Below are 20,072 nucleotides of genomic sequence, written 5' to 3' on the forward strand. Positions count from 1 at the left end.
AAATGGAAAATATATATTTACCATTCGCAAGCAAAATACTTAGTATAACTCCACATACGGATGTAGATTACACTTTTAGAATGGAGTTTAGTGGAGAAGTAAAACCTGGACAATTCTTCGAAGTTTCAGTGCCTAAATATGGTGAAGCTCCAATTTCTGTTTGTGGTATAGGTGAAGGATGGGTAGACTTAACTATTAGACGTGTTGGTGTGGTTACAGATGTAATTCATAGTTTTTTCCCAGGAGATATACTTTTCATGAGAGGGCCTTATGGAAACGGTTTCGACATAAATTTATATAAGGGTAAAGAAATTATTGTAGCTGCAGGTGGAACAGGGCTTGCACCAGTTAAGGGTATAGTAGATTATTTTGCAGCTCATAGAGATGATTGCAAGAATTTTAATGTTTTAATGGGATTTAAATCTCCAGATGATATCTTGTTCAGAGAAGATATTAAAAAGTGGAGTGAAACTGTTAATGTAACTTTAACTGTAGATAAAGCAGAAGAAGGATATACAGGAAATACAGGGTTAATTACGAACTATGTTAAGGAATTAAATATTGAAGATGTTGAAAGTGCACAAGTTGTTATAGTCGGACCACCAATAATGCTTAAATTTACTGTGGCAGAGTTTATTAATAAAGGGATAAAAGAAGAAAATATTTGGGTTTCTTATGAGAGAAAAATGTGTTGCGGTGTTGGTAAATGCGGACATTGCAAGATGGATGATACTTACATCTGCTTAGAAGGACCAGTATTTAATTATACTAAAGCTAAGAATTTAGTAGATTAAAAAGGGGGGAATGAATTATGACTATGGATATGAATACTAAAAAACTTAAAAAGAATGCTTTTAGGGTAACAAAGGAAAGAGGAAAAACTGCTATAAGAATAAGAGTGCCAGGTGGACACATGGAAGCTAAGCATTTTGAAATATTACAAAAGGTAGCAGAACAATATGGAAATGGAACAGTGCATATAACTATAAGACAAGGTTTTGAAATACCTGGAATAAATATGAAAGATATGCAAGCAGTAAATGATATGATTCAGCCTGTAATAGAAGGGTTAGAGATAAATCAAGTAGACCCAAATACAGGATATGCATCAGCTGGTACAAGAAACGTGTCAGCTTGTATTGGAAATAAAGTATGTCCTTTTGCGAATTATGATACTTCTGAGTTTGCGATGAAAATAGAAAGGGCCATATTCCCTAATGATCGTCATGTTAAGGTAGCTTTAACAGGATGCCCTAATGACTGTATTAAGGCAAGAATGCAGGACTTTGGAATACTTGGAATGACGGAACCTCAATATGATAAATATAGATGTATAAGCTGTCAGGCCTGTGTTAACAACTGTAAGAAAAGATCTACTGGTGCATTGAGCTTTGAAAACTTTAAAGTAGTAAGAGATCATGATAAATGTATAGGGTGTGGAGAATGTGTTAACAAATGTCCTACAGGTGCATGGACAAGAAGTTCTGAAAAGTATTATAAATTAGTTATAATGGGTAGAACAGGAAAGAAAAATCCTAGACTTGCTCAAGACTTCATTAAGTGGGTGGATGAGGAAAGCATCATTAAAATTATACTGAATACTTACGATTATATAGAAGAGTACATTGATAAAGATGCTCCAGAAGGAAAAGAACACATTGGTTATATGGTTGATAGATCTGGATATCAAGAATTTAAGAAATGGGCATTAAAAGATGTGAATTTAGGACCCATGGCAGAAGTGAAAGAAACTATTAATTGGTAGTAAATATTTAAGTAAATGACCCTCGAAATTAGCCAGTTCGAGGGTCTACTTGATTGCTAATGATATAAGCAATAGTTGAGAAGATTTAAAATTATAGAATTTTAGTGATTACTTATGGATAAACAGTTATATAATACTGTTTATCCTATTTTTTATTTGTTAATAGTTTGTGAATTAAATAAATTGAATATTCAAAAGTATGGTGTATTTGAGTTATAATAGAAATGTAAGGTTTAATAGTTGATAAATTAAATAAAAACATTCATTTTAGATAAAAAAATGAAATTAGCTATAAATTTTTAGAAATTTTAGACGATAAATAACTAAGAGAAATGTTTTTGTAATTATATGAAGCTATATATTGAAAATGTAATTCCTTATATTTATTTTAACAATTTGGTGATGGAGGGAGTAGTAGATATGAAGAACATAAGTATTTGTAGATTAGCAAAGGATCCAAGATTTAAAATTAAGGTAAGCGTTGATAAGGAAGTAAAGAAAATAAATTATTTAAATCTTATAACTGGAGTAGAGTGTGAAGAACCAGAATTGGTTTTACAGAGTACGACTAAAAATAGTGAAGTTGATGAAAAGTGGAAATATTTAATTCAATCTGTAAAACATGATAAGAGACTTTATTATAAAGTTCTAGATGGTGTACAAGTCATAGAATATTAAAGGAAAAAGTAAATACAAGTATTATTAGGGATACATGTAGTTTTTTAAACTTCAGCTTAAAAAACTACATGTATCCTTAAATATTGAGCGTAATATTTGGATAAATAGGAAATAAAACTGAAAGTCAGTCTATTAGCTATGGTTATTAGAAAACCAGTCTATAAGATTTCTTGCAATGCTGCCGGTGGGTGGTATATTAGGTAACTGTTCTGCACTATAGAAGCCAGCATCATCAATTTCAATTCCGTCTACTTTTATCTCACCACTACTATATTCACAGGTGAAAGCCACCATTAAGGAGTCTGGGAAGGGCCATGGCTGGCTTCCAAAGTATTTTATACTTTTAACCACTATTCCAGTCTCTTCAAAAACTTCTCTAGCCACGCAATCTTCAAAAGTTTCACCTGGTTCAACAAATCCAGCGATTACACTATAGCGTTTATCAGGAAAGTTAACATTGTGGGCTAGCAATAATTTTTTATCTCTGACAACGGCTGTTATTATAGCTGGAGATATTCTTGGATAGTTAACAAATCCACATGAAGGACAGATTTTTGCTCTTTCATCTTCCTTATTTTTTACCAAAGTACCACATTTGCTGCAGTACTTATATGTATTATTCCAATGAATTAGATGAAAAGCTTTTGCAGCTAAATTAAAAAGAGATAACTCCATTGATGTAATAAGTAAACGTATATTCATCAGTTGGAATTCTGAAGATACGTTCTGAAAGCTATCTATTTCACCAAAAAAATATTCTTGATTATTTTTTGATGCCAGGAAATCTATATTAGCTGAGCAGATATTCAAACTACATAGATCTAGTTCTGTTACTATTGATATTGTTTCGTCCTTTATTTTCACTAATAATTTATTATCTTTAAAAATAAAATATTTTTTACTATTATTCATTTGTATACACCTTTTCACTATAAATTTAGTTTTTGTTTCACTTTAGCTTTAAAAAATTAAACTATCATTTTAATATTATATTTTTCGAAATTTCCATTTATATCTTGATAATAATACCTGTATACCTAGGTCACTTGCCTGTTACTTTTTCTATTTTGACAGAATACGTTTTTTCGGGAGATGTAACAGTAACTTCATCTCCTACTTTATGCCTATAAATAGCACGTCCTAGAGGAGATTCTATACTTATCATATTATTCATAGGATCTGCATCTATAGTAGTTACGATGTTAAATTCATCCAATTCGTCATCGTCTAGAAACCTAATGGATACTATTTTATTAATTCCAACTTCATCATTTGAAGTTGTATCCACTATAACTTTTGCTGTTCTTATCATTCTTTCGAGATATCGTATTCTGCTTTCATTTTGTGCTCTATCTCTTTTAGCAGCTTTATATTCAAAGTTTTCACTTAAGTCACCATGGGCGCGTGCTTCTTTAAGGTCATCATTTATTCTACGTCGAACTACTACCTTTCGGTGCTCAATTTCATCTTTCAATTTATTTATTGATTCCTCGGTAAGGAAATTATGCAATATAACCCTTCTTTCTATTTATCATGTATTATAATACAATGAAATATTAATAGGAAATAATTTCTATTATAAAACTTAAAAAATATCACATAATAAATTATATAAACTTAATTGTTTCTTAAATTATATCATATAATAGACCTCGTCTGGTAGATAGCTTAATTGAGCAACATGATTCTACAATTAGAAGTAGATTAGGATATCCTTATTTATATATTTTAGTTCATACAGCGGGAGAATACTAGAAGTAAGAACTGATTTAATTGAGTTAAAGATATTTAGTTAACGAAATTAAATTATTTTACCAAAATAACAAAAATATTGAAAAGTGTTAAAAAATACTAGACGAAAGTATATTATTATGTTATACTCAATAAGTAATATTAAATCAGGGTTCTAATATCATGAAAACATTCTCCGGATTTATATTTTGGAAAATGGTTCTTTTATGATTAGTTTATGCCCAGGATAAAAAACGGAGGTATGTTTAAAATGGCAGATAAGACTTTAACATGTAAAGATTGTGGAAAAGAGTTTGTATTCACAGAAGGCGAGCAAGCTTTCTACAAAGAAAAAGGTTTCGAAAATGAACCACAAAGATGTGCTGATTGCAGAAGAGCAAGAAAGCAAGAAAGAAACAACAACAGAAGATACTAATTAGAATTTTCATAGCTACTAGCTTCGCTAGTAGCTATTTTAATTTTTGAAAAGTTAGAAAAAACTTAGTGAAAGCAACAGAAAATTTGATTAATATAGCTGTTGAACTTGAAAAGAGTATAAGTATATTTAAGAAATGAAGGCATGGGAATATATCTCATGCTTTTTTTAGCTTTACTATTTTAATGTTAATGTATCTTAAATTTTATGTTATAATAAACTAAATTATGGGAAAACTCTTTGTAGGCAATTTAGGAACTTAAGTCATCTTTTTAAGTGTTACTTTGTCTCAGATACTTATCGTTAAACGTAAATAATTCAGAAGGAGCGATTTATTATGGCAGAAGTTAAAAAACTTAAAACTAGAGAAGAAATATCACAGGAACACAAGTGGAAGGTTGAGAATATATACGAAAACATAGATGCATGGGAAAGAGATTTCAAAGTGCTAAAGGACATGGTGCCGAAAATTACAAACTATGTAGGAAAACTCGGAGATGGAAAAGAACTCTTAAGCTATCTTAAATTAGACGAAAAGATTTCAAGGTTAGCAGGAAGGTTAGCTGTTTACGCTCACTTAAGAAGTGATGAAGACACCGCAAATCCAACTTATCAGGCTTTAAGGGATAAGGTATATGCATATTTTGCTGAACTTAAGAGTCTGCAATCATTTTTTGTCCCAGAATTGCTAAGTTTACCAGAAGAAACTATAAAAAGCGAAATAGAAAAAAATCCAGAACTTAAAATGTATAGTTTTATGATAGAAGACATATTAAAGATGAAGCCTCATGTTTTAACGAAGGATAAAGAGGAGCTTATAGCAGCAGTGTCCGATTGTCTCCAAGCTCCGGATAAGATTTTCAGTATGCTTTCTGATGCAGATATGACATTTCCTGTAATTAAAGATGAGAATAATAATGATGTTGAACTTACGGAATCTAACTATGGAAGTTATATACAGTCAAAAGACAGAAGAGTAAGACTAGAAGCGTTTAGGGGATTATTTAATACCTATAGTAATTTTAAAAATACCTTTGCTGCATCTTTAACATCTTCAATTAAAAATTTCGTGTTCCTAGCAAAGACTAGAAATTACAATAGTGCACTAGAGGCGTCGCTAAAACCTAATAATATTCCACTTGAGGTGTACGATAACACAATAAATACTATTAATAATAATTTAAAGTCACTTCATAGATATGTTAATGTAAAAAAGAAGTTATTAGGACTTGATGAAATTCATATGTACGATTTATATGTTCCTATAATAGATACTCCAGTTGAGCACATAGAGTTTGACGAGGCAGTGAAAATTGTTAAGGAAGGATTGAAACCTTTAGGAGAAGAATACTTAAGTATCTTTGAAGAAGGGGTAAAAGAGGGTTGGATAGATGTTTATCCTAATAAAGGCAAAAGGGGCGGTGCATATTCCTCAGGAGATTATGATACCATGCCTTATGTACTTTTAAATTATGACTATAAATTGAGAGATGCATCTACTCTATCACACGAGATGGGGCATTCAATACATTCTTATTATTCAAGAAAAATGCAACCTTATATTTATGCTGACTATTCACTTTTTGTAGCAGAGGTTGCATCAACTACAAATGAAAATCTGTTGATAAATTACTTAATAGAAAAAGAGCAGGATAAAAACAAGAAACTATATCTTATAAATCAACAACTTGAACAAATAAGAACTACTGTATTTAGACAGGTTATGTTTGCTGAATTTGAAAAAATAACACATGAAAGTATAGAAAAAGGGGAGCCTCTTACCTCTAAAGATTTAAATGGTATTTGGAAGGATTTAAATGTTAAGTATTTTGGACCAGAGATGATTATTGATGACGAAATAGAAATTGAGTGGGCTAGAATACCGCATTTTTACAGAGATTTTTATGTATATCAGTATGCAACAGGATATGCAGCAGCTAATTCTTTTGCTAAAGAAATACTTGAGAAGGGTGAAAAAGCAGTTGAGCCTTACAAAGGTTTCTTAAAGAGTGGTTCAAGTGATTATCCTATTAATGTACTTAAGAAGGCTGGTGTGGATATGACTACTCCAAAACCTCTTGAGGATACTATAAGAAGATTTGATGAACTCTTAGATATGCTTGAAGAGTAGAGGGGGTTAGAACTAGCAGTAAGATGCGACTTAATCGTAAATTTAGTAATCTGTTTTAAGATTAGGTTCACAGTGTTGTAACTTACAATTAAGTCGCACTCTCCCTTTATTTAAAAGTAGCCACTATAATCAATTAGCCACTTTCTATTCTCAAATTTAAATCTATAAGTATTATGATAGTGCTTAGGATCGGATTTTTTAACATTTAAATTTCCAATTTCATCATAACTACTAGTGTATTCGTCAGTAGATAGAAGATCGGCAACAAATTCAACTGTATTGTTATCAATATAATGAAGATTGATTATGGAAATACTGTCCCAAGGAGTACGCTCTCCCCAATCACCGGCCACTTCGGCATACTTTCCATCTATATATTTGGTTCCTAGATAAGTCATTAATCTTCGGGACATATCTTCAGTATAATAATTTTTCAGGAAGCTGAGTACTTTTTCTTCACTGTTAAATTCATCAGTAAAAGGAAGATAGGATTTTTCGTTTTCATATAAGTAATTATTACTCCTAGAATAACAGAGTTTTAGAACACTAGCTTCTGCTTCTTTTAGAATGTTTTTTATTTGCAATTCATTTAAATCTTCCCTTATATTAAACATTAAACTCTCTGTTCTATTTAATGTAACTCCTTTTTCCGAGTGTATGTCTTTATCTATTTTTAAGGTGTACTTTTCACCCTTTTTATATCCAAGAGCTGAAGGGGTTACTAGGATAGATTTGCTGTCCTTATCCAAAGACAGCGATATAGGCACTAAATTGTTGTTGCTATCTACAACGGAAATAGATTTTTTTGTTATGTTATTAAAATTTATCCTTTGGTTAAATTTTATTTTCCATGTTTTAAATGGGTTTACTGTTGGGTTATCCTTTATTTCAGCAGCATGGACTGTAGTGCATATTGGTATGAGGAACATACAAACAGGAATTAGTATTTTGAGTTTTCTTTTGAACAAGAGAAAAACCTCCCTGAATTAACATTTACAATCTAGTATATGCGTTAAGCAATCTATTATGTTTAATAAATCGCTATACATATTTAATTAATTTTCTCAATTTATTCTTTTTATTAACAAGAAACTTTTTCTTGTTAAAGTATACAATAATACATGGTATAATAATTATATTGAAATTTTATTTGTGAAATTGTTAATGAATTTATCACTGCTGTTAACTCGTATACAAGAAGGGGCTGGTGGTAGTTTGGTACGAGCAAAATATTATATTTATAAAAGGGGAGATGTAATTGAATAAATACGTAAGATGTATCGTAGCAACAGTAGCTACAGTAATAATTTATAGCGGTTCAGTACTAGCTAATCCAAGCGTTGATGGTCAAGCATCTCAAGTTCAAAATAGTAATAGTCAAAGCAGTCAAATGCAGGATTCTAATGAAAGTTTAGATAGTCAGATTCAGAAACTTGAGGTAAGCGTAGAGAAATTAGATAGTCAGATAGAAGAAGCTATGAGAAAAATAGAGGATAATAATAAAGAAATAGCTAAAACAGAAAATGATATAAAGGTTTTGGAGAAACAGATTGGTGATGCGGAAAATAATATAAGTGACCATAAGGATCTATTTAAGAAGAGAACTAGGGCGTTTTATATGAATGGAGTAGATGGATACCTAGATATAATTATGGATTCAAAAAGCTTTGATGATTTTATAGTGAGAATTGATTCGGTTAAAAGAATTCTAGAGTTTGATGAAAGTGTGATATCGGAATTAAGTGACAAAAAAGAAAGTATCGTAAAAGAAAAAGAGAAGCTTATAGAAAAGAATAAATTGCTTATAAATCTAAAGGCTGATAACGAAAAAGAATTAGCCAAGCTTAATGAAGATAAAGAAAATCAGAAGAAATTAATAGAACAACTTCAGGCTCAGATAGCTGCATACACTTTAACAAATGGACAACTTACAGCAATAACATCTAAAAAAATGGCACCAAATACAAATGATGCTATTGTGAACTATGCTTATGATTTTTTAGGAGTTCCCTATCTATGGGGAGGTACAACTCCATCAGGGTTTGATTGTTCAGGTCTCATGCAGTATGTTTATGCTCATTTTGGAATTTCAATTAGTAGAGTTACTTACGATCAAATAAAAAATGGAGTTGAAGTACCAAAAGATAAACTTCAGGCAGGTGATTTAGTGTTTTTTGGAACATGGGATGATCCGCACCATGTGGGAATGTATATTGGTAATGGAATGTATTTGCATGCACCAAAGACTGGAGATGTAGTTAAAATTTCACAACTTTCTACTAGAAGCGATTATCTAACAGCTAGAAAAGTGAAATAGTAGTGATTAAAAAAGCCTTTCATGGCAGGGGGTATTAGAACCCTAGCCATGTAAGGTCTACTTTTTTTGAAAAAGGAAAATAAATTTCCTGTGTACCATCTGTAATTGCTCTGAATTCATAACCATGATCTTTATAGTATTTAATTATATCTGGTAAAGCTTTACAAGTGTTCTTATGCATGTAGTCGCAGTGCATAAGTAATATAATTGAATCAAAGTTATCAACTTCTTTAATTGCTTCTTTAAACAGCTTTTTAGGAGAGGTCTTAGGATTAATTCCATCAGATGTCTGTACATTCCAATCGTATATTTTAAAATTATGAGTATGTAATTTGCTTAAAAATTCCTCGTTTAAATGTTTTCGGCTTCCTCCAGGAAATCTAATTACGTTTGGTGAATTACCAGTAACACTCTTGATTTTATCACGACAGTCGAGCATCTCCTTAATAAAATTATCCTGATTACGATATATATGTTTAAACTTATGAGTGTAGGTGTGAAGACCTATGCCATGACCTTTAGCATCCATTCTCTTTAATACATCTTCAAAATCATCAATTTGATTTCCGATAAGAAAAAATGTTCCTTTAACGTCATTTTGATCTAGAATATCTAAAATATTATTAGTTAAAATACTAGGGCCATCATCAAAGGTTAAATAAATAATTTTATTTTTATTGGATTTATTTTCAGATGAAGTACGATTTGAAAAAAATCTTTCAATTAGATTACTTCCTTCAGCGGCATATGTATTTTGTGAGATAAAAATAGTAAGAGTTATTGCTGTAATAAAATATAAAAATGGATTAACCACTTTTTTCAATTTTATCATCTCCTAAATTCAAATATCATCTATGGAAGTTTTAACCTGAAATTCGGTTTATTTTAGTTTTATCATTATAATTACATTTAATAGCTTGTAAATTTTACAATCTTCATAATTGCATTAAAAAGTAATCTTTGAAGAGAATAATATCATAGTAAAATTAGCATTTTTACCATGGAGGACTTTAGAATGAATTTAAGAAATAAAAGAAAAATAAAGCTATTAGTTATAATGATTTTTTTTATATACATATTGTATTCAAATTTTAATTATACAGCTGCTACTTGTATGACACCTGTTGTGGAAGATGATGAAAAAATTGTATTAATTGATCCAGGGCACGGAGGGATAGATGGAGGTGCTGAAACTAAGAAGGGTAATATAGAAAAACATATAAATTTGAGTATTAGTCTTAAGTTAAGAGATAGATTGAAGGATATGGGGTATACAGTTATTATGACAAGGGAGAATGACAATGGCTTATATACAGAAGGAGGCAGTATTAATAAGAAGAAATTTGAGGACCTAAATAATAGATGTAAAATTAAAAGGGAGTCTAACTGTGATGTTTTCGTAAGTATTCATCAAAACTTCTTTGATGAAAGCTGTTATCATGGAGCTCAAGTTTGGTATTCAAAAAGTGAAAAAAGCGAAAAACTAGCACATATAATACAGGAAAATTTAAGAAAAGATTTAGATAGGAAGAATAAACGTGTAGAGAAGGCTGCTGGAAATTCCTATAAGGTTTTAAGATGTTATTTTAGTATTCCGTCTGTTATTGTAGAATGCGGATTTTTGACTAATCCTCAAGAAGAAAAGAAATTAGTTGATGATGAATACCAAAACAAGATAGCGGATTCATTAGCTAAGTCCATACAAGAATACTTTGGTGATATTGAAGAAGTTGTGCCTTATTGGAAAAAAATTTTAAATAAATTATAGTTTTTATATACAGAGGTAGTGTCAATCTATGATTTGATGCATATATTAGAAGTAAACAAGGGATAAAAGTAAGAAGGTACTAGTACAATTTTTACTGTAATAAAGGAGCAGAGGTGAGGCCTCTGCTCTATTTACTTGCCCAAAGATGGAATGGTATTATTTTTGAATTGATTTTTTACAGTTATAAGAAAAGCTTTTAACAGCTAAATTTTCATATATTATAATTCTATGGTATCAATGATTTCACTATGTTTGTTAATTCAGGTTCGGATATATTTCCAACTATTAAATATTGGATATTATCTTTCTCGAAGACAATCTCCGTAACTGATTCATTAGTATTGCTATCGTTTTTATTTTCTGAAATGGTTACGGTTGTGTTATTTATATTTAATTTTTTACCAGTAATGTTGTATTTAGTACTCTTGTTTTGAGTTATTTTAAAATAGGTATTATTTAAACTGTATGTCAGTTTTACGTACTTTTCTTTGTCATCCTTAGCTATAGATATGTCAGTAAGCTCAAAACCAGATGGTATGTATGACGGAAGCGTAATTGAACCTCCCCAATATTTTTCCGCCTCTGCAGTAGTTAATGTACCAGTAACTGCTGCAATGAAAGAATTTGCAGTAGTGGAATCGGAAACAGGTTTGCTCAATTTTACATTAGGGACATCCTGTAGCACGACATTATCGCTAGTAATATTATTACGTGCAGTCTCTGGTGTTTGTTTATCTAGGATTACGTTTTCTGAAGACGCTTTATTATCATCATTGGCGGAAGCGACATTAGTATTAGTGTCCTTAGGTACAATATTATTATTTGTTATATCTTTCTGTACTGAGTTTTTAGATTCATGTGTATTTGGAGTTTTATCTAAGTTCACCTTACTTTTGGTATCGGTATAATCATTAGTTACACTTTCCTTTAGCTTTTGAGTGTCTACAGGACCTTGAACGGAATCAGGTGAGACTCCAATATTATCCATTGCTATGCTTGGGCTATTATTTACAGTTTGTACAGGTTGTTTTGTATTAGCAAGGTTGCTATCACTTTTATGAGAAAGATATTGGTATCCTGTTAATGATAATGCTATAGCAGCAGCAGACACTGCAGCTGTAAGAAAAGGTTTCACTATTTTGTTATTTTCTTTCTTACACATTTCTAAAGTTTTGGCTCTTAGTTCATCTGTTACATAGATATCCTTAAGAGCTAAATCAGTAATATTTTTTAAATTACTTATATCATCTTTCATATTCAATCTTCCCATCTATACTATATTTTAACTTTTCTCTAGCTCTAAATAATCGACTTCTCACAGTACCTTCTGGTATCTTTAAGATTTTACTTATTTCTGCAGTAGAAAAATCTTCATAGTAGTAAAGTATTATTAATTCTTTATACTTTCGAGGCAAATTCATAACTTCTTTTAATAATTCCTCATATTGAATTTTATTAATTATTTGGTCATCTAATGAATGATTATTGGATTCTAATTGAAAATTATTTACTTCGTCAGTTTCGAAAGTTATAAATCTTTTTACCCAAGAACTTCTTAATATATCTTTACAAGTATTCATTGTAATAGTTAAAATCCAAGTTTTTTCACTACTTTTTCCTTGAAACTTATCGAGGTTTTTATATACTTTTACAAATACCTCTTGAAAAACGTCTTCTGCCAATTGCTTATCCTTGAGATAAAGATAAGCAATTCTTAATACATCATTTCCGTATGTATCAATTAAGCGTTCAATTTCTTTTTCTATATCTGTCACAAAATTCATCATGTAGATATTTTCTCCTTGTATTCCTTAAGGTTTAAATTGCCCATTCTAATATAATTAGACGTAACAAGTGAATTTCCTGCTTCAAAAAATAAAAAATGGGGTTAGGACCCCTAGTAATAATTGGAATTAGGACTAACTCTATAGTACACCGTAATCTAATATATAAAGATTATTATCATTGTCATGTCCAAAAGTGCTTATTTTGGAGTATTCATTTTGTAATTGTGGCGTATTTGTTATCCAATGATTTTTAAATTTTTCAAGAATATGAAGAAATTTTGATTCATTAGAAAACTTTTTTCCTTTTTCTATGCATGTATATAACGTTTCATTTGAATTGTTGTTAGTAGCTAAGGGCGTAAGAAGCTTATGAACGGTAAAATATAAAAATTTACTTTCATAAATAGCGTATACAGGGCAAAGTATTTCTTTGAACTGATCAAGTCTCACATCAGACGAATTATATATATTGAATTCATTAATGCATTGATCCGCTCCAATAGGTAAACGTAAGCTTGTGGCATCCGATGAAGTTTTAATTATGAAATTATCTATCTTATATACATAACGCATAGATTTTGAAACCAAGGTTTGCCTATTTAATTGTTTCATTAGTTTTTGGCTAGTAGTTTTATTATATCCAAGCTTCATATTATAGTTTTTCAAAAAACTTTCTACATCTTTTAAATCAGAATTCATAAACTTCGCCTCCCATCATAATTCTTAGAATTCATTTAGTATCTGTAAAAATGAAATTTTTATTTCTAAAAATAGAAAAGTAGAAGAAAAAACCTCTGTTATATAACAGAAAAAGTTATTTTAAGGTTCGCAAACTAAAAATATTATGAATAAATTTAGTTGTAATAATTCATAATGCAAGTGCAGGTTTTAGTCTATTTTCTATATTTTATAAGGTTTATAAGAGATTGACAATAGAATTATTGGAAACAAAGTGTAAAATAATTGTGAATAATATTCAATTGATTAAATATTTAAAATAGTTAGAATTGGGTTACATATTATAAAATAGAAACGTAAATTTTAGTAACACCGTACAAACTGTATCATGTAATAGGATTAAACTAAGGATAAAATATTTCAAATTAAAATTAAGAACTTAAAATATAAATTTGAATATAATAAATATTGGTAGAATACAAAAAGAGGTGCGTATTTTGAGGATATATGTAGTTAGACCAGGAGACTCAATATGGTCTATATCAAGAGCATTTGGAGTTGATCCTAATAGTATTGTCAGCGCTAATGGAGGGCCGCAATTCACATCAAATTTAGTGGTAGGGCAGACACTAGTTATTCCATCTAAGGAAAGGCCATACAGGGTTCAGGAAGGTGATTCTATTTACTCAATTGCTAGACGTTTTGGTGTTTCAGTAGATAGCATAGCTGAGCTTAATAACCTTACTGCGCCTTACTTACTTTCACCAGGTCAAGTTCTAAGGATCCCTGAGAAATCGAAAAATTACGGATTTATTGAAACTAATGCATTCATTCAACCTACAACTCCAGAAAGAGACAGGAGAGTAACTAATGAAGCGATTGAGTACTTAACCTACATTTCACCTTTTAGCCATCACGTAAAGGCTGATGGAAGTCTTACCCCAATGACAGATGATACTGTTCTCCAAATAGCGAGAGATAATAAGGTTGCTCCACTGTTATCGGTAACAAACCTTTCAGAAAGTAATTTTGATACAGAAGTTGCTCGTAAGATATTGAATAGTGATACACTTTCACAAACAGTAATCGATAATATTATAAGTATGCTTAAAAGTAAAGGATATTATGGAGTATTGATCGATTTTGAAAGAATTCCACCACAAGATAGAGAGAAGTATAACAATTTTTTAAGGAAAGTAGTCGCTCAGCTTAAGCCTTTAGGATATGTAGTAGGCACAGCGCTTGCTCCAAAAACCTATGATGTAACAGAAGGAGCTTGGCATGGTGCACATGATTATAAGGCACATGGAGAGATTGTAGATTTCGTTGTAATTATGACATACGAGTGGGGATGGTCAGGAGGTACTGACCAAAATAAATGATGTCGTATTAACTTAAGAAAATTCGCAGTTCATTTTCGTCAGAATCCCAAACAATCTTTTCAATAATAAGCTTTATCAGCCTTTTCTGTTCTTCAAGTATATCAGTTGATAAAAATTGTTTAATGTTCATATACATAGCATCTACATTAGTATTATCAATCTCGCTAAATATTTTTTCTCGTTCTAGTTTTAGTAACTCCTCTTTTAATAAATTATTAGCTCTAGTTAATTCCTCTATTCTTTTAGTTACTTCTTTAGCAGCCTCTTCTGAAAAGAGTATCAACTTATCAATTAGACTATCTATAGCACGCTTATTTTCTGAAATTTTCTTATTTATATTTTTGATATCGTTATTAATGTTTTTTGATCCCTTACTCTTTTTCATATATTCATTTAATATCTTTTTATCACATATGCTTTGCAAAAATTCTTTTACTTCATTTTCAGCCCTTTCAACTCGTATAGAAAGGTTTTTGCAATCATTTTCCTTATACCTATCATTTCTACAAGTGAAATAATATCTTCTAGCACCATCTGCACGTTTAGCACTTACAGAGACGCTTAATCCACCGCCACATTTACACTTCATTATTCCTCCAGTTAAGAAAGAAAATTGACTCTCACGTGGACGAGGATCTACTGATTTTTTAGCAAATTGTTCTTGTACTAGTATCCATAAATCTAAATCTATTACAGCCTTATGATTTGAAACTCCAACAAACATACTTTTATCTTTCCATGATTTTATGCCATTTTTCCTCGGTCTACGATTATAAGGCAAAAAACCACATCCGTTAGGTTCACCATATACGGTATAGCCATGGTTCTCTAAGTATTTTGAACTTTCAGGTGTTGATATCAGGTATGTTGGATTTGTTAGCATATTATATATAACATTAAACTTATATTGAACACCTTTTGCTGCAAAATACTTGGATATCTCAAAAGCTGTATAGCCTTGAGCGTATTTTAGAAATACCTCTCTAATATTATTTGTTTCACTATCTATTAATTTTAGATATGCTACTGTCTTAGTACCTTCTTTAACTTTTTCTATAGTATAACCTGTAGGTGCAGTCCCACCAGACCAGCGCCCTAGTTTAGCAAGCTCTTTCATATTGTCTTTAACTCTTTGAGCTATGTTCATACGTTCCATTTCAGCGAAACTTGCTAAAAGCATCATCATCATTTTCCCTATAGGTGTGCTTGGATCAAACCCTTCAGTAACAGATACAAGCTTAACATTTAATTTTTCAAGCTCATCAAAAGTATTAACAAAATCAACTATATTCCTTGCAATACGGTCAATTTTATAAACTGCCACAGCATCAAACTGTTTAGCCTTTACAAGTTCCATCATACGCTTAAAATCAGGTCTATTAGTGTTGCCACCGGAGAATCCTTCATCCTCAAATATTTCAAATGTGCACTCTTGATTTTCTCTTTTAAAGTATCTTTTACATATCTCTATCTGATTCTTAATGCTTTCTCCTGTATCAGTTTCAATAGATTTACGGCTGTAAATTGCTACTCTCACCATTCATTCTCCCCATATTATTTAATATTTATATATTAGGATGTTTATGCAAAAATAAAAACCCAGTACATAGCTAAGTAGCTTGTAAGGGTTTCGTGGAACCTCTATCGTCTGGACCTCAAAGGGTCTCTTGGGTTTCTATTTACAATATAACAAATGTATGTTCTTATGTCAATGAGTATCATTTGCTAAAATATATAGATAGACAAAAGTGTTTTTGTGATTTAAAACATTTTTAACACAGTAAGGCTTGGCTCAAAGTATACTATGTAATTATCTATCTTATGGCACAAACCATACTTTTCTTTATAATGATTAATTGCTGATTCTAGAAAGCTCTCTGTAATATTTAGATGCTCAGCAAGATCGTGTCTTCCCCTGATACCTAAATTGAAAGCATCTATCAAAGAGTCAATATCTACTAATTCTTCATACGCCCAGTTACGAGCAACCTTTTCTTGTTTTACATTTCTTACATCTGTTTGGTCTAATATATTTCCAACAGTTCTATAATGATGTCCTATTTCTTCTGCTAGGACACATCTTTTTTCAGCATCTAAGGTTATCTTTGTATCTATAATTATTTTATTGTTTCTATATAAACCTTTAAATCCATAGTCGAGGGGCTTTTCCTTAACTGATACCCCTATCTTTTCCACCTCAACTAGTAAGCTGTCGTAAGTCATGTCTTATCCCCCTAAGTATTAGTCTTCATCATGGAATAAAAAATCAATATATCTTGTAATCTCCTTTATTTTCTCAGGTGTTAAAGGTTTTCCCTCCAAATGAGCTGCTATTGTGTCTATTCCAGTATCCTTACTAGGATTCTCTTTTGGAATTTCATCAGTATTATCTTCTTTAAAGAATTCATCTACTGGAACATTAAGAGCGGTTGCTATACCTTTTATTACATCAATACTTGGATTATATCTGTTATTTTCTACATCTGCTAAATAAGAACGAGATATGTTTGATTTTTCAGCTAATTCTTTTTGGGTGAATCCTTTTTCTTTTCTGTAAAGTTTTATCTTTTCACCGATATTCATAACAAACCTCCTATGTCGTTGATACCGACTTTATAAATTTATTATAACCTTTAAATGACGGTTATACAATTCAATTTATGACGGTAATACAAGTAAACGAAAGATAAATGACGGAATAACAAGTTAAAATACTCTAATTGAATCTGTTGCCTAGATTTGAATTAGTTATGAATTTTACAATATGACGGAAATACAATACAATAATATCGTGGAGGTGAGGAAATGACAGCAAAGGAACAAAAAAAAGTAATAGGTTCAATAATAAAAGAAGCAAGGCTCAAAAAGAAACTAACACAAACAAAAGTATCTGAAAAAACAAATATATCTAGAAATTATATATCAGATATCGAAAACGGAAGATACATGCCGAGTGTTTCAACACTTATAGTATTAGCTGGTTTTTTAGAAATAGACTTAAATTTACTGCCCAGGATGACGGAAATACAAGACAAGAGTGCAGAAGTTAATTCATTAGTAAATTAAGATATAACGGAGGATGAAAAGTGAGTAGCTTAATACCAGTTGAGTTTAAAAAACAAAGAATAATGACAACAGATGTTTTGGCAGATAGTTTTGGAACAGATAAGAAAATAATCAGCAATAACTTTAACAGAAATATTCAAAGATTTACAGAAGGTAAGCACTATTTCAAGCTCGAAGGTGAGGATTTAAAAGCTTTCAAAGGTGTTCATCAAAATGATGAAAGCCTAAAATTTGTATCTATGTTATATCTTTGGACTGAAAAAGGGGCAGCAAGACATGCAAAAATTTTAGATACTGATGAAGCATGGGAAATATATGAGGCTTTAGAAGAAACTTATTTCAGAGTTAAAGAAAATAACGTCTTAATAAATCAACTTAGTCCAGAACTTCAGATGTTCAATAAATTATTTAATGCTTTAGCTGAACAAGAACTAGCTAATAAACAAATAGCTGTAGCAATAGAGGAAACCAAACAAGAGGTTCAATCTATGAGAGATGTTATAAGTTTAAATCCTAATAGTTGGAGAAGTGAAGTAAGTAACTTACTAAACAAAATGGCAATACAACGCGGTGGAACTCAGGAATCTTATAAAGAGGTAAGAGATGAAAGTTACAAGCTACTCAATGAAAGAGCTGGAACAAAGTTGGAACTAAGACTTACAAACAGAAGAAGAAAAGTTTTAGAGGAAACTGGAAGTAAAAGCAAAGCTGATAAGGTTAGTAAGCTAGATGTGGTTGCAGATGATAAGAAATTAACAGAAGTATATATAGCTATAGTTAAAGAAATGGCTATTAAGTATAAAGTTGCGTAGGGATTAACAATGTAGCAAATTTAAATTATCAACATATAATGATAAAAATAATATTTTAGGTGATTAATATGGCAAAAAGAAAAGATGAAAAGATAAAAGTAGTAGTTATGAATCCAGAGAGACTTCCGGCAGCAAAAGAGAAGCTTATGAAGTTCTTATATGATGAGTACATGAAGAAAGTATCTCAAGAAGATAGGAATAAGACCGCGGAGCAAATTCAAGCCTAAGACTTTGATTTGCAAAAGATATAAGGTTAGGAACTATTTTTTACTAAAAATACGCAGAAATGGAGGGTTAGAGTGTATAAACATAAAGGCATATTAAGGCATAACAATCAGGATAGATATGCTATTGAAGACGGATATTACTTTACAAGTGGTGATCCAATAGAGATTTTTTATGATGGAGAATGGCTAAAAGGAAGAATAGAGTACAGTCATGTGCTAGGGGATTATTACTTTTGTATAGAAGACGAAGGAATATATATTCACAATTTAGAAGGCATAAAAGCAAGAAGTTGGTAGTTGCATAACTTAAGATAAAATAGGGCTTTCAAAGCCTTATAAAAATTTTTCAACAGACTAAAAACACAAACACTTACTAGTATATTCTATGCTGAATATAAAAAAGTAGAACTGGAGGAAATAAAAATGGCAAGCAAAAAAACTAAAATGAGATTTGAAACAATTAGAGAAAGAGACATCCAGTTAAAGGCTTTTAGACCTGGAAGCTACACTATAGATAATAAGAACCCTTTAATAGTTTGGTTAAATTTTTAGGAGGAATGAAACATGGAAAATACAGTACACTTTGAAATCATGAAGATAGTTGATGATGTGCAGGCAGATGAAGCGTTAGAACAGATAAGAGATATAAGAGCAGAAGCCAACAGACTCGAGATGGTAGCAAATGCAAGGATAGAGAATATCACTCAGCAGCTAAAACTTAAGCTCAATGCCTTAGGAAACCAAGAACAGATATTAATAGACCAACTAAGAGCTTACAGTTTAGGAGTGGAATTTAAGGAAACTAAGACACAGAAGAAGTATAAGTTAGTTTCTGGTGAGTTAGTTATAAAGAAACCTACTGTAAAGATAGATGTTGCCGATAGAGATAAACTTATCAAATATGCAGAGAATAGTGCTCAAGACTACATAAAGACTAAAAAAGATGTAGATTGGGCGGGACTTAAAAAGGTTCTGGACCTAAATAGAGATAAGGTTATCAATAAAAAAACTGGTGAAGTGCTAGGAGAGTTAGAAGGTTTGACAGTTAAAGAAGTAGGGGAGATTTTTGAAATCAAATTCTAGGGGGTAAATGATATGTTCCAGGTGCTATTTGAAGGATATGAGGAGCCTGTTAAGGCTCATGGTGGGATAGCTTACCTTACTCAAGATTTTAAGTTTGGAGCAATAAGAACTACTAGAGAACAAGCTAATAAAGATATAGAAAAAGCAGAAAAAACAGGTTGCATTTTTAAGAAAGCGACAGTTATGAAAGTTTTATTTTAGGAGGAAGAAC

At 30.9% G+C, this 20,072-nt stretch carries 25 protein-coding genes; 15 read left to right on the forward strand and 10 right to left on the reverse strand.

What is annotated here, in order from left to right; all coding sequences use genetic code 11:
• The first annotated feature begins 2 nt into the window (after positions 1-2).
• From asrB to AC0N0V_RS08085, 3 genes are all read left to right on the forward strand, one after another.
• Positions 3-794: an anaerobic sulfite reductase subunit AsrB gene (gene asrB, locus AC0N0V_RS08075; protein WP_474463406.1), complete on the forward strand. Its 792-nt coding sequence runs from the start codon at positions 3-5 to the stop codon at positions 792-794.
• Positions 795-817: 23 nt separating this feature from the next.
• Positions 818-1,765 carry a sulfite reductase subunit C gene (gene asrC / locus AC0N0V_RS08080; RefSeq protein WP_474464486.1) on the forward strand — a complete coding sequence of 316 codons (948 nt, stop codon included), beginning with the start codon at positions 818-820 and terminating at the stop codon, positions 1,763-1,765.
• 420 nt (positions 1,766-2,185) lie between these two features.
• Positions 2,186-2,443 carry a hypothetical protein gene (locus tag AC0N0V_RS08085; RefSeq protein ID WP_474463408.1) on the forward strand — a complete coding sequence of 86 codons (258 nt, stop codon included), beginning with the start codon at positions 2,186-2,188 and terminating at the stop codon, positions 2,441-2,443.
• Positions 2,444-2,575: 132 nt separating this feature from the next.
• Here AC0N0V_RS08085 and nudC read toward each other — a convergent pair whose 3' ends face one another.
• Together nudC and greA are read right to left on the reverse strand one after the other, a co-directional pair.
• Positions 2,576-3,355, reverse strand: a complete 780-nt coding sequence (nudC, locus tag AC0N0V_RS08090) for an NAD(+) diphosphatase (protein ID WP_474463409.1) — start codon at positions 3,353-3,355, stop codon at positions 2,576-2,578.
• Between the two features lie 130 nt (positions 3,356-3,485).
• On the reverse strand, positions 3,486-3,953 hold the full coding sequence (gene greA, locus AC0N0V_RS08095) for a transcription elongation factor GreA (protein ID WP_474463410.1): 468 nt from the start codon (positions 3,951-3,953) through the stop codon (positions 3,486-3,488).
• A 492-nt stretch (positions 3,954-4,445) separates the two neighbouring features.
• Here greA and AC0N0V_RS08100 point away from each other — a divergent pair, with 492 nt between their 5' ends.
• Positions 4,446-4,610, forward strand: a complete 165-nt coding sequence (locus AC0N0V_RS08100) for a zinc-ribbon domain-containing protein (protein ID WP_474463411.1) — start codon at positions 4,446-4,448, stop codon at positions 4,608-4,610.
• A 337-nt stretch (positions 4,611-4,947) separates the two neighbouring features.
• Positions 4,948-6,741: an oligoendopeptidase F gene (gene pepF / locus AC0N0V_RS08105; protein WP_474463412.1), complete on the forward strand. Its 1,794-nt coding sequence runs from the start codon at positions 4,948-4,950 to the stop codon at positions 6,739-6,741.
• Positions 6,742-6,851: 110 nt separating this feature from the next.
• Here pepF and AC0N0V_RS08110 read toward each other — a convergent pair whose 3' ends face one another.
• The gene (locus AC0N0V_RS08110; protein ID WP_474463413.1) at positions 6,852-7,709 is read right to left on the reverse strand and encodes a DL-endopeptidase inhibitor IseA family protein; all 858 of its coding nucleotides are present in this window, start codon (positions 7,707-7,709) and stop codon (positions 6,852-6,854) included.
• A gap of 290 nt (positions 7,710-7,999) precedes the next feature.
• Between AC0N0V_RS08110 and AC0N0V_RS08115 the strand changes: the two genes are divergently transcribed.
• Positions 8,000-9,058, forward strand: coding sequence for a C40 family peptidase (locus AC0N0V_RS08115; RefSeq protein WP_474463414.1), 1,059 nt, complete (start codon positions 8,000-8,002; stop codon positions 9,056-9,058).
• 34 nt (positions 9,059-9,092) lie between these two features.
• On the opposite strand, the gene AC0N0V_RS08120 is transcribed toward AC0N0V_RS08115, so the two are convergent.
• Positions 9,093-9,881 (reverse strand): polysaccharide deacetylase family protein, encoded by a 789-nt coding sequence (locus AC0N0V_RS08120; protein ID WP_474463416.1) that lies wholly within the window; start codon positions 9,879-9,881, stop codon positions 9,093-9,095.
• Between the two features lie 192 nt (positions 9,882-10,073).
• Here AC0N0V_RS08120 and cwlD point away from each other — a divergent pair, with 192 nt between their 5' ends.
• On the forward strand, positions 10,074-10,826 hold the full coding sequence (gene cwlD, locus AC0N0V_RS08125; protein ID WP_474463417.1) for an N-acetylmuramoyl-L-alanine amidase CwlD: 753 nt from the start codon (positions 10,074-10,076) through the stop codon (positions 10,824-10,826).
• Positions 10,827-11,052: 226 nt separating this feature from the next.
• On the opposite strand, the gene AC0N0V_RS08130 is transcribed toward cwlD, so the two are convergent.
• The 3 genes from AC0N0V_RS08130 to AC0N0V_RS08140 form a co-directional block, all read right to left on the reverse strand.
• Complete coding sequence (locus AC0N0V_RS08130; RefSeq protein WP_474463418.1) at positions 11,053-12,081, reverse strand: DUF4367 domain-containing protein; 1,029 nt, start codon at positions 12,079-12,081, stop codon at positions 11,053-11,055.
• The gene (locus AC0N0V_RS08135; RefSeq protein WP_474464488.1) at positions 12,071-12,592 is read right to left on the reverse strand and encodes a sigma-70 family RNA polymerase sigma factor; all 522 of its coding nucleotides are present in this window, start codon (positions 12,590-12,592) and stop codon (positions 12,071-12,073) included. Before AC0N0V_RS08135 ends, AC0N0V_RS08130 begins: the two co-directional genes overlap by 11 nt.
• Before the next feature lie 159 nt (positions 12,593-12,751).
• A complete protein-coding gene (locus AC0N0V_RS08140) occupies positions 12,752-13,312 on the reverse strand; it encodes a hypothetical protein (RefSeq protein WP_474463419.1) in 561 nt (186 codons plus the stop codon).
• Between the two features lie 476 nt (positions 13,313-13,788).
• Here AC0N0V_RS08140 and AC0N0V_RS08145 point away from each other — a divergent pair, with 476 nt between their 5' ends.
• Positions 13,789-14,673, forward strand: coding sequence for a LysM peptidoglycan-binding domain-containing protein (locus AC0N0V_RS08145; RefSeq protein ID WP_474463420.1), 885 nt, complete (start codon positions 13,789-13,791; stop codon positions 14,671-14,673).
• A gap of 7 nt (positions 14,674-14,680) precedes the next feature.
• Here AC0N0V_RS08145 and AC0N0V_RS08150 read toward each other — a convergent pair whose 3' ends face one another.
• The 3 genes from AC0N0V_RS08150 to AC0N0V_RS08160 form a co-directional block, all read right to left on the reverse strand.
• Entirely contained in the window at positions 14,681-16,213 is a 1,533-nt protein-coding gene (locus AC0N0V_RS08150; RefSeq protein WP_474463421.1) for a recombinase family protein, read from the reverse strand.
• Between the two features lie 221 nt (positions 16,214-16,434).
• Entirely contained in the window at positions 16,435-16,896 is a 462-nt protein-coding gene (locus AC0N0V_RS08155) for an ImmA/IrrE family metallo-endopeptidase (RefSeq protein ID WP_474463422.1), read from the reverse strand.
• Between the two features lie 18 nt (positions 16,897-16,914).
• The gene (locus tag AC0N0V_RS08160) at positions 16,915-17,256 is read right to left on the reverse strand and encodes a helix-turn-helix domain-containing protein (RefSeq protein ID WP_474463423.1); all 342 of its coding nucleotides are present in this window, start codon (positions 17,254-17,256) and stop codon (positions 16,915-16,917) included.
• A 222-nt stretch (positions 17,257-17,478) separates the two neighbouring features.
• Between AC0N0V_RS08160 and AC0N0V_RS08165 the strand changes: the two genes are divergently transcribed.
• The 7 genes from AC0N0V_RS08165 (at position 17,479) to AC0N0V_RS08195 (ending at position 20,062) form a co-directional block, all read left to right on the forward strand.
• Positions 17,479-17,739 carry a helix-turn-helix domain-containing protein gene (locus AC0N0V_RS08165; RefSeq protein WP_474463424.1) on the forward strand — a complete coding sequence of 87 codons (261 nt, stop codon included), beginning with the start codon at positions 17,479-17,481 and terminating at the stop codon, positions 17,737-17,739.
• A 20-nt stretch (positions 17,740-17,759) separates the two neighbouring features.
• Positions 17,760-18,551 carry an ORF6N domain-containing protein gene (locus AC0N0V_RS08170; protein ID WP_474463425.1) on the forward strand — a complete coding sequence of 264 codons (792 nt, stop codon included), beginning with the start codon at positions 17,760-17,762 and terminating at the stop codon, positions 18,549-18,551.
• Positions 18,552-18,619: 68 nt separating this feature from the next.
• Positions 18,620-18,778: a hypothetical protein gene (locus tag AC0N0V_RS08175; protein WP_474463426.1), complete on the forward strand. Its 159-nt coding sequence runs from the start codon at positions 18,620-18,622 to the stop codon at positions 18,776-18,778.
• A 72-nt stretch (positions 18,779-18,850) separates the two neighbouring features.
• On the forward strand, positions 18,851-19,075 hold the full coding sequence (locus tag AC0N0V_RS08180) for a DUF5348 domain-containing protein (RefSeq protein ID WP_474463428.1): 225 nt from the start codon (positions 18,851-18,853) through the stop codon (positions 19,073-19,075).
• A gap of 126 nt (positions 19,076-19,201) precedes the next feature.
• Entirely contained in the window at positions 19,202-19,330 is a 129-nt protein-coding gene (locus tag AC0N0V_RS08185; protein ID WP_474459128.1) for a hypothetical protein, read from the forward strand.
• A gap of 12 nt (positions 19,331-19,342) precedes the next feature.
• The gene (locus AC0N0V_RS08190; protein WP_474463429.1) at positions 19,343-19,861 is read left to right on the forward strand and encodes a host-nuclease inhibitor Gam family protein; all 519 of its coding nucleotides are present in this window, start codon (positions 19,343-19,345) and stop codon (positions 19,859-19,861) included.
• A 12-nt stretch (positions 19,862-19,873) separates the two neighbouring features.
• The gene (locus tag AC0N0V_RS08195) at positions 19,874-20,062 is read left to right on the forward strand and encodes a hypothetical protein (RefSeq protein ID WP_474459124.1); all 189 of its coding nucleotides are present in this window, start codon (positions 19,874-19,876) and stop codon (positions 20,060-20,062) included.
• The last annotated feature ends 10 nt before the right edge of the window (positions 20,063-20,072 follow it).

Source organism: Clostridium sp. CS1-1, from assembly GCF_056135525.1.

Excerpts from the sequence above, each read along its gene's own strand:
- asrB (WP_474463406.1), top strand. The coding sequence starts at position 3 with ATGGAAAATATATATTTACCATTCGCAAGCAAAATACTTAGTATAACT.
- asrC (WP_474464486.1), top strand. The coding sequence starts at position 818 with ATGGATATGAATACTAAAAAACTTAAAAAGAATGCTTTTAGGGTAACA.
- AC0N0V_RS08085 (WP_474463408.1), top strand. The coding sequence starts at position 2,186 with ATGAAGAACATAAGTATTTGTAGATTAGCAAAGGATCCAAGATTTAAA.
- nudC (WP_474463409.1), bottom strand. The coding sequence starts at position 3,355 with ATGAATAATAGTAAAAAATATTTTATTTTTAAAGATAATAAATTATTA.
- AC0N0V_RS08100 (WP_474463411.1), top strand. The coding sequence starts at position 4,446 with ATGGCAGATAAGACTTTAACATGTAAAGATTGTGGAAAAGAGTTTGTA.
- pepF (WP_474463412.1), top strand. The coding sequence starts at position 4,948 with ATGGCAGAAGTTAAAAAACTTAAAACTAGAGAAGAAATATCACAGGAA.
- cwlD (WP_474463417.1), top strand. The coding sequence starts at position 10,074 with ATGAATTTAAGAAATAAAAGAAAAATAAAGCTATTAGTTATAATGATT.
- AC0N0V_RS08130 (WP_474463418.1), bottom strand. The coding sequence starts at position 12,081 with ATGAAAGATGATATAAGTAATTTAAAAAATATTACTGATTTAGCTCTT.
- AC0N0V_RS08140 (WP_474463419.1), bottom strand. The coding sequence starts at position 13,312 with ATGAATTCTGATTTAAAAGATGTAGAAAGTTTTTTGAAAAACTATAAT.
- AC0N0V_RS08150 (WP_474463421.1), bottom strand. The coding sequence starts at position 16,213 with ATGGTGAGAGTAGCAATTTACAGCCGTAAATCTATTGAAACTGATACA.
- AC0N0V_RS08155 (WP_474463422.1), bottom strand. The coding sequence starts at position 16,896 with ATGACTTACGACAGCTTACTAGTTGAGGTGGAAAAGATAGGGGTATCA.
- AC0N0V_RS08160 (WP_474463423.1), bottom strand. The coding sequence starts at position 17,256 with ATGAATATCGGTGAAAAGATAAAACTTTACAGAAAAGAAAAAGGATTC.
- AC0N0V_RS08165 (WP_474463424.1), top strand. The coding sequence starts at position 17,479 with ATGACAGCAAAGGAACAAAAAAAAGTAATAGGTTCAATAATAAAAGAA.
- AC0N0V_RS08175 (WP_474463426.1), top strand. The coding sequence starts at position 18,620 with ATGGCAAAAAGAAAAGATGAAAAGATAAAAGTAGTAGTTATGAATCCA.
- AC0N0V_RS08185 (WP_474459128.1), top strand. The coding sequence starts at position 19,202 with ATGGCAAGCAAAAAAACTAAAATGAGATTTGAAACAATTAGAGAAAGA.
- AC0N0V_RS08190 (WP_474463429.1), top strand. The coding sequence starts at position 19,343 with ATGGAAAATACAGTACACTTTGAAATCATGAAGATAGTTGATGATGTG.
- AC0N0V_RS08195 (WP_474459124.1), top strand. The coding sequence starts at position 19,874 with ATGTTCCAGGTGCTATTTGAAGGATATGAGGAGCCTGTTAAGGCTCAT.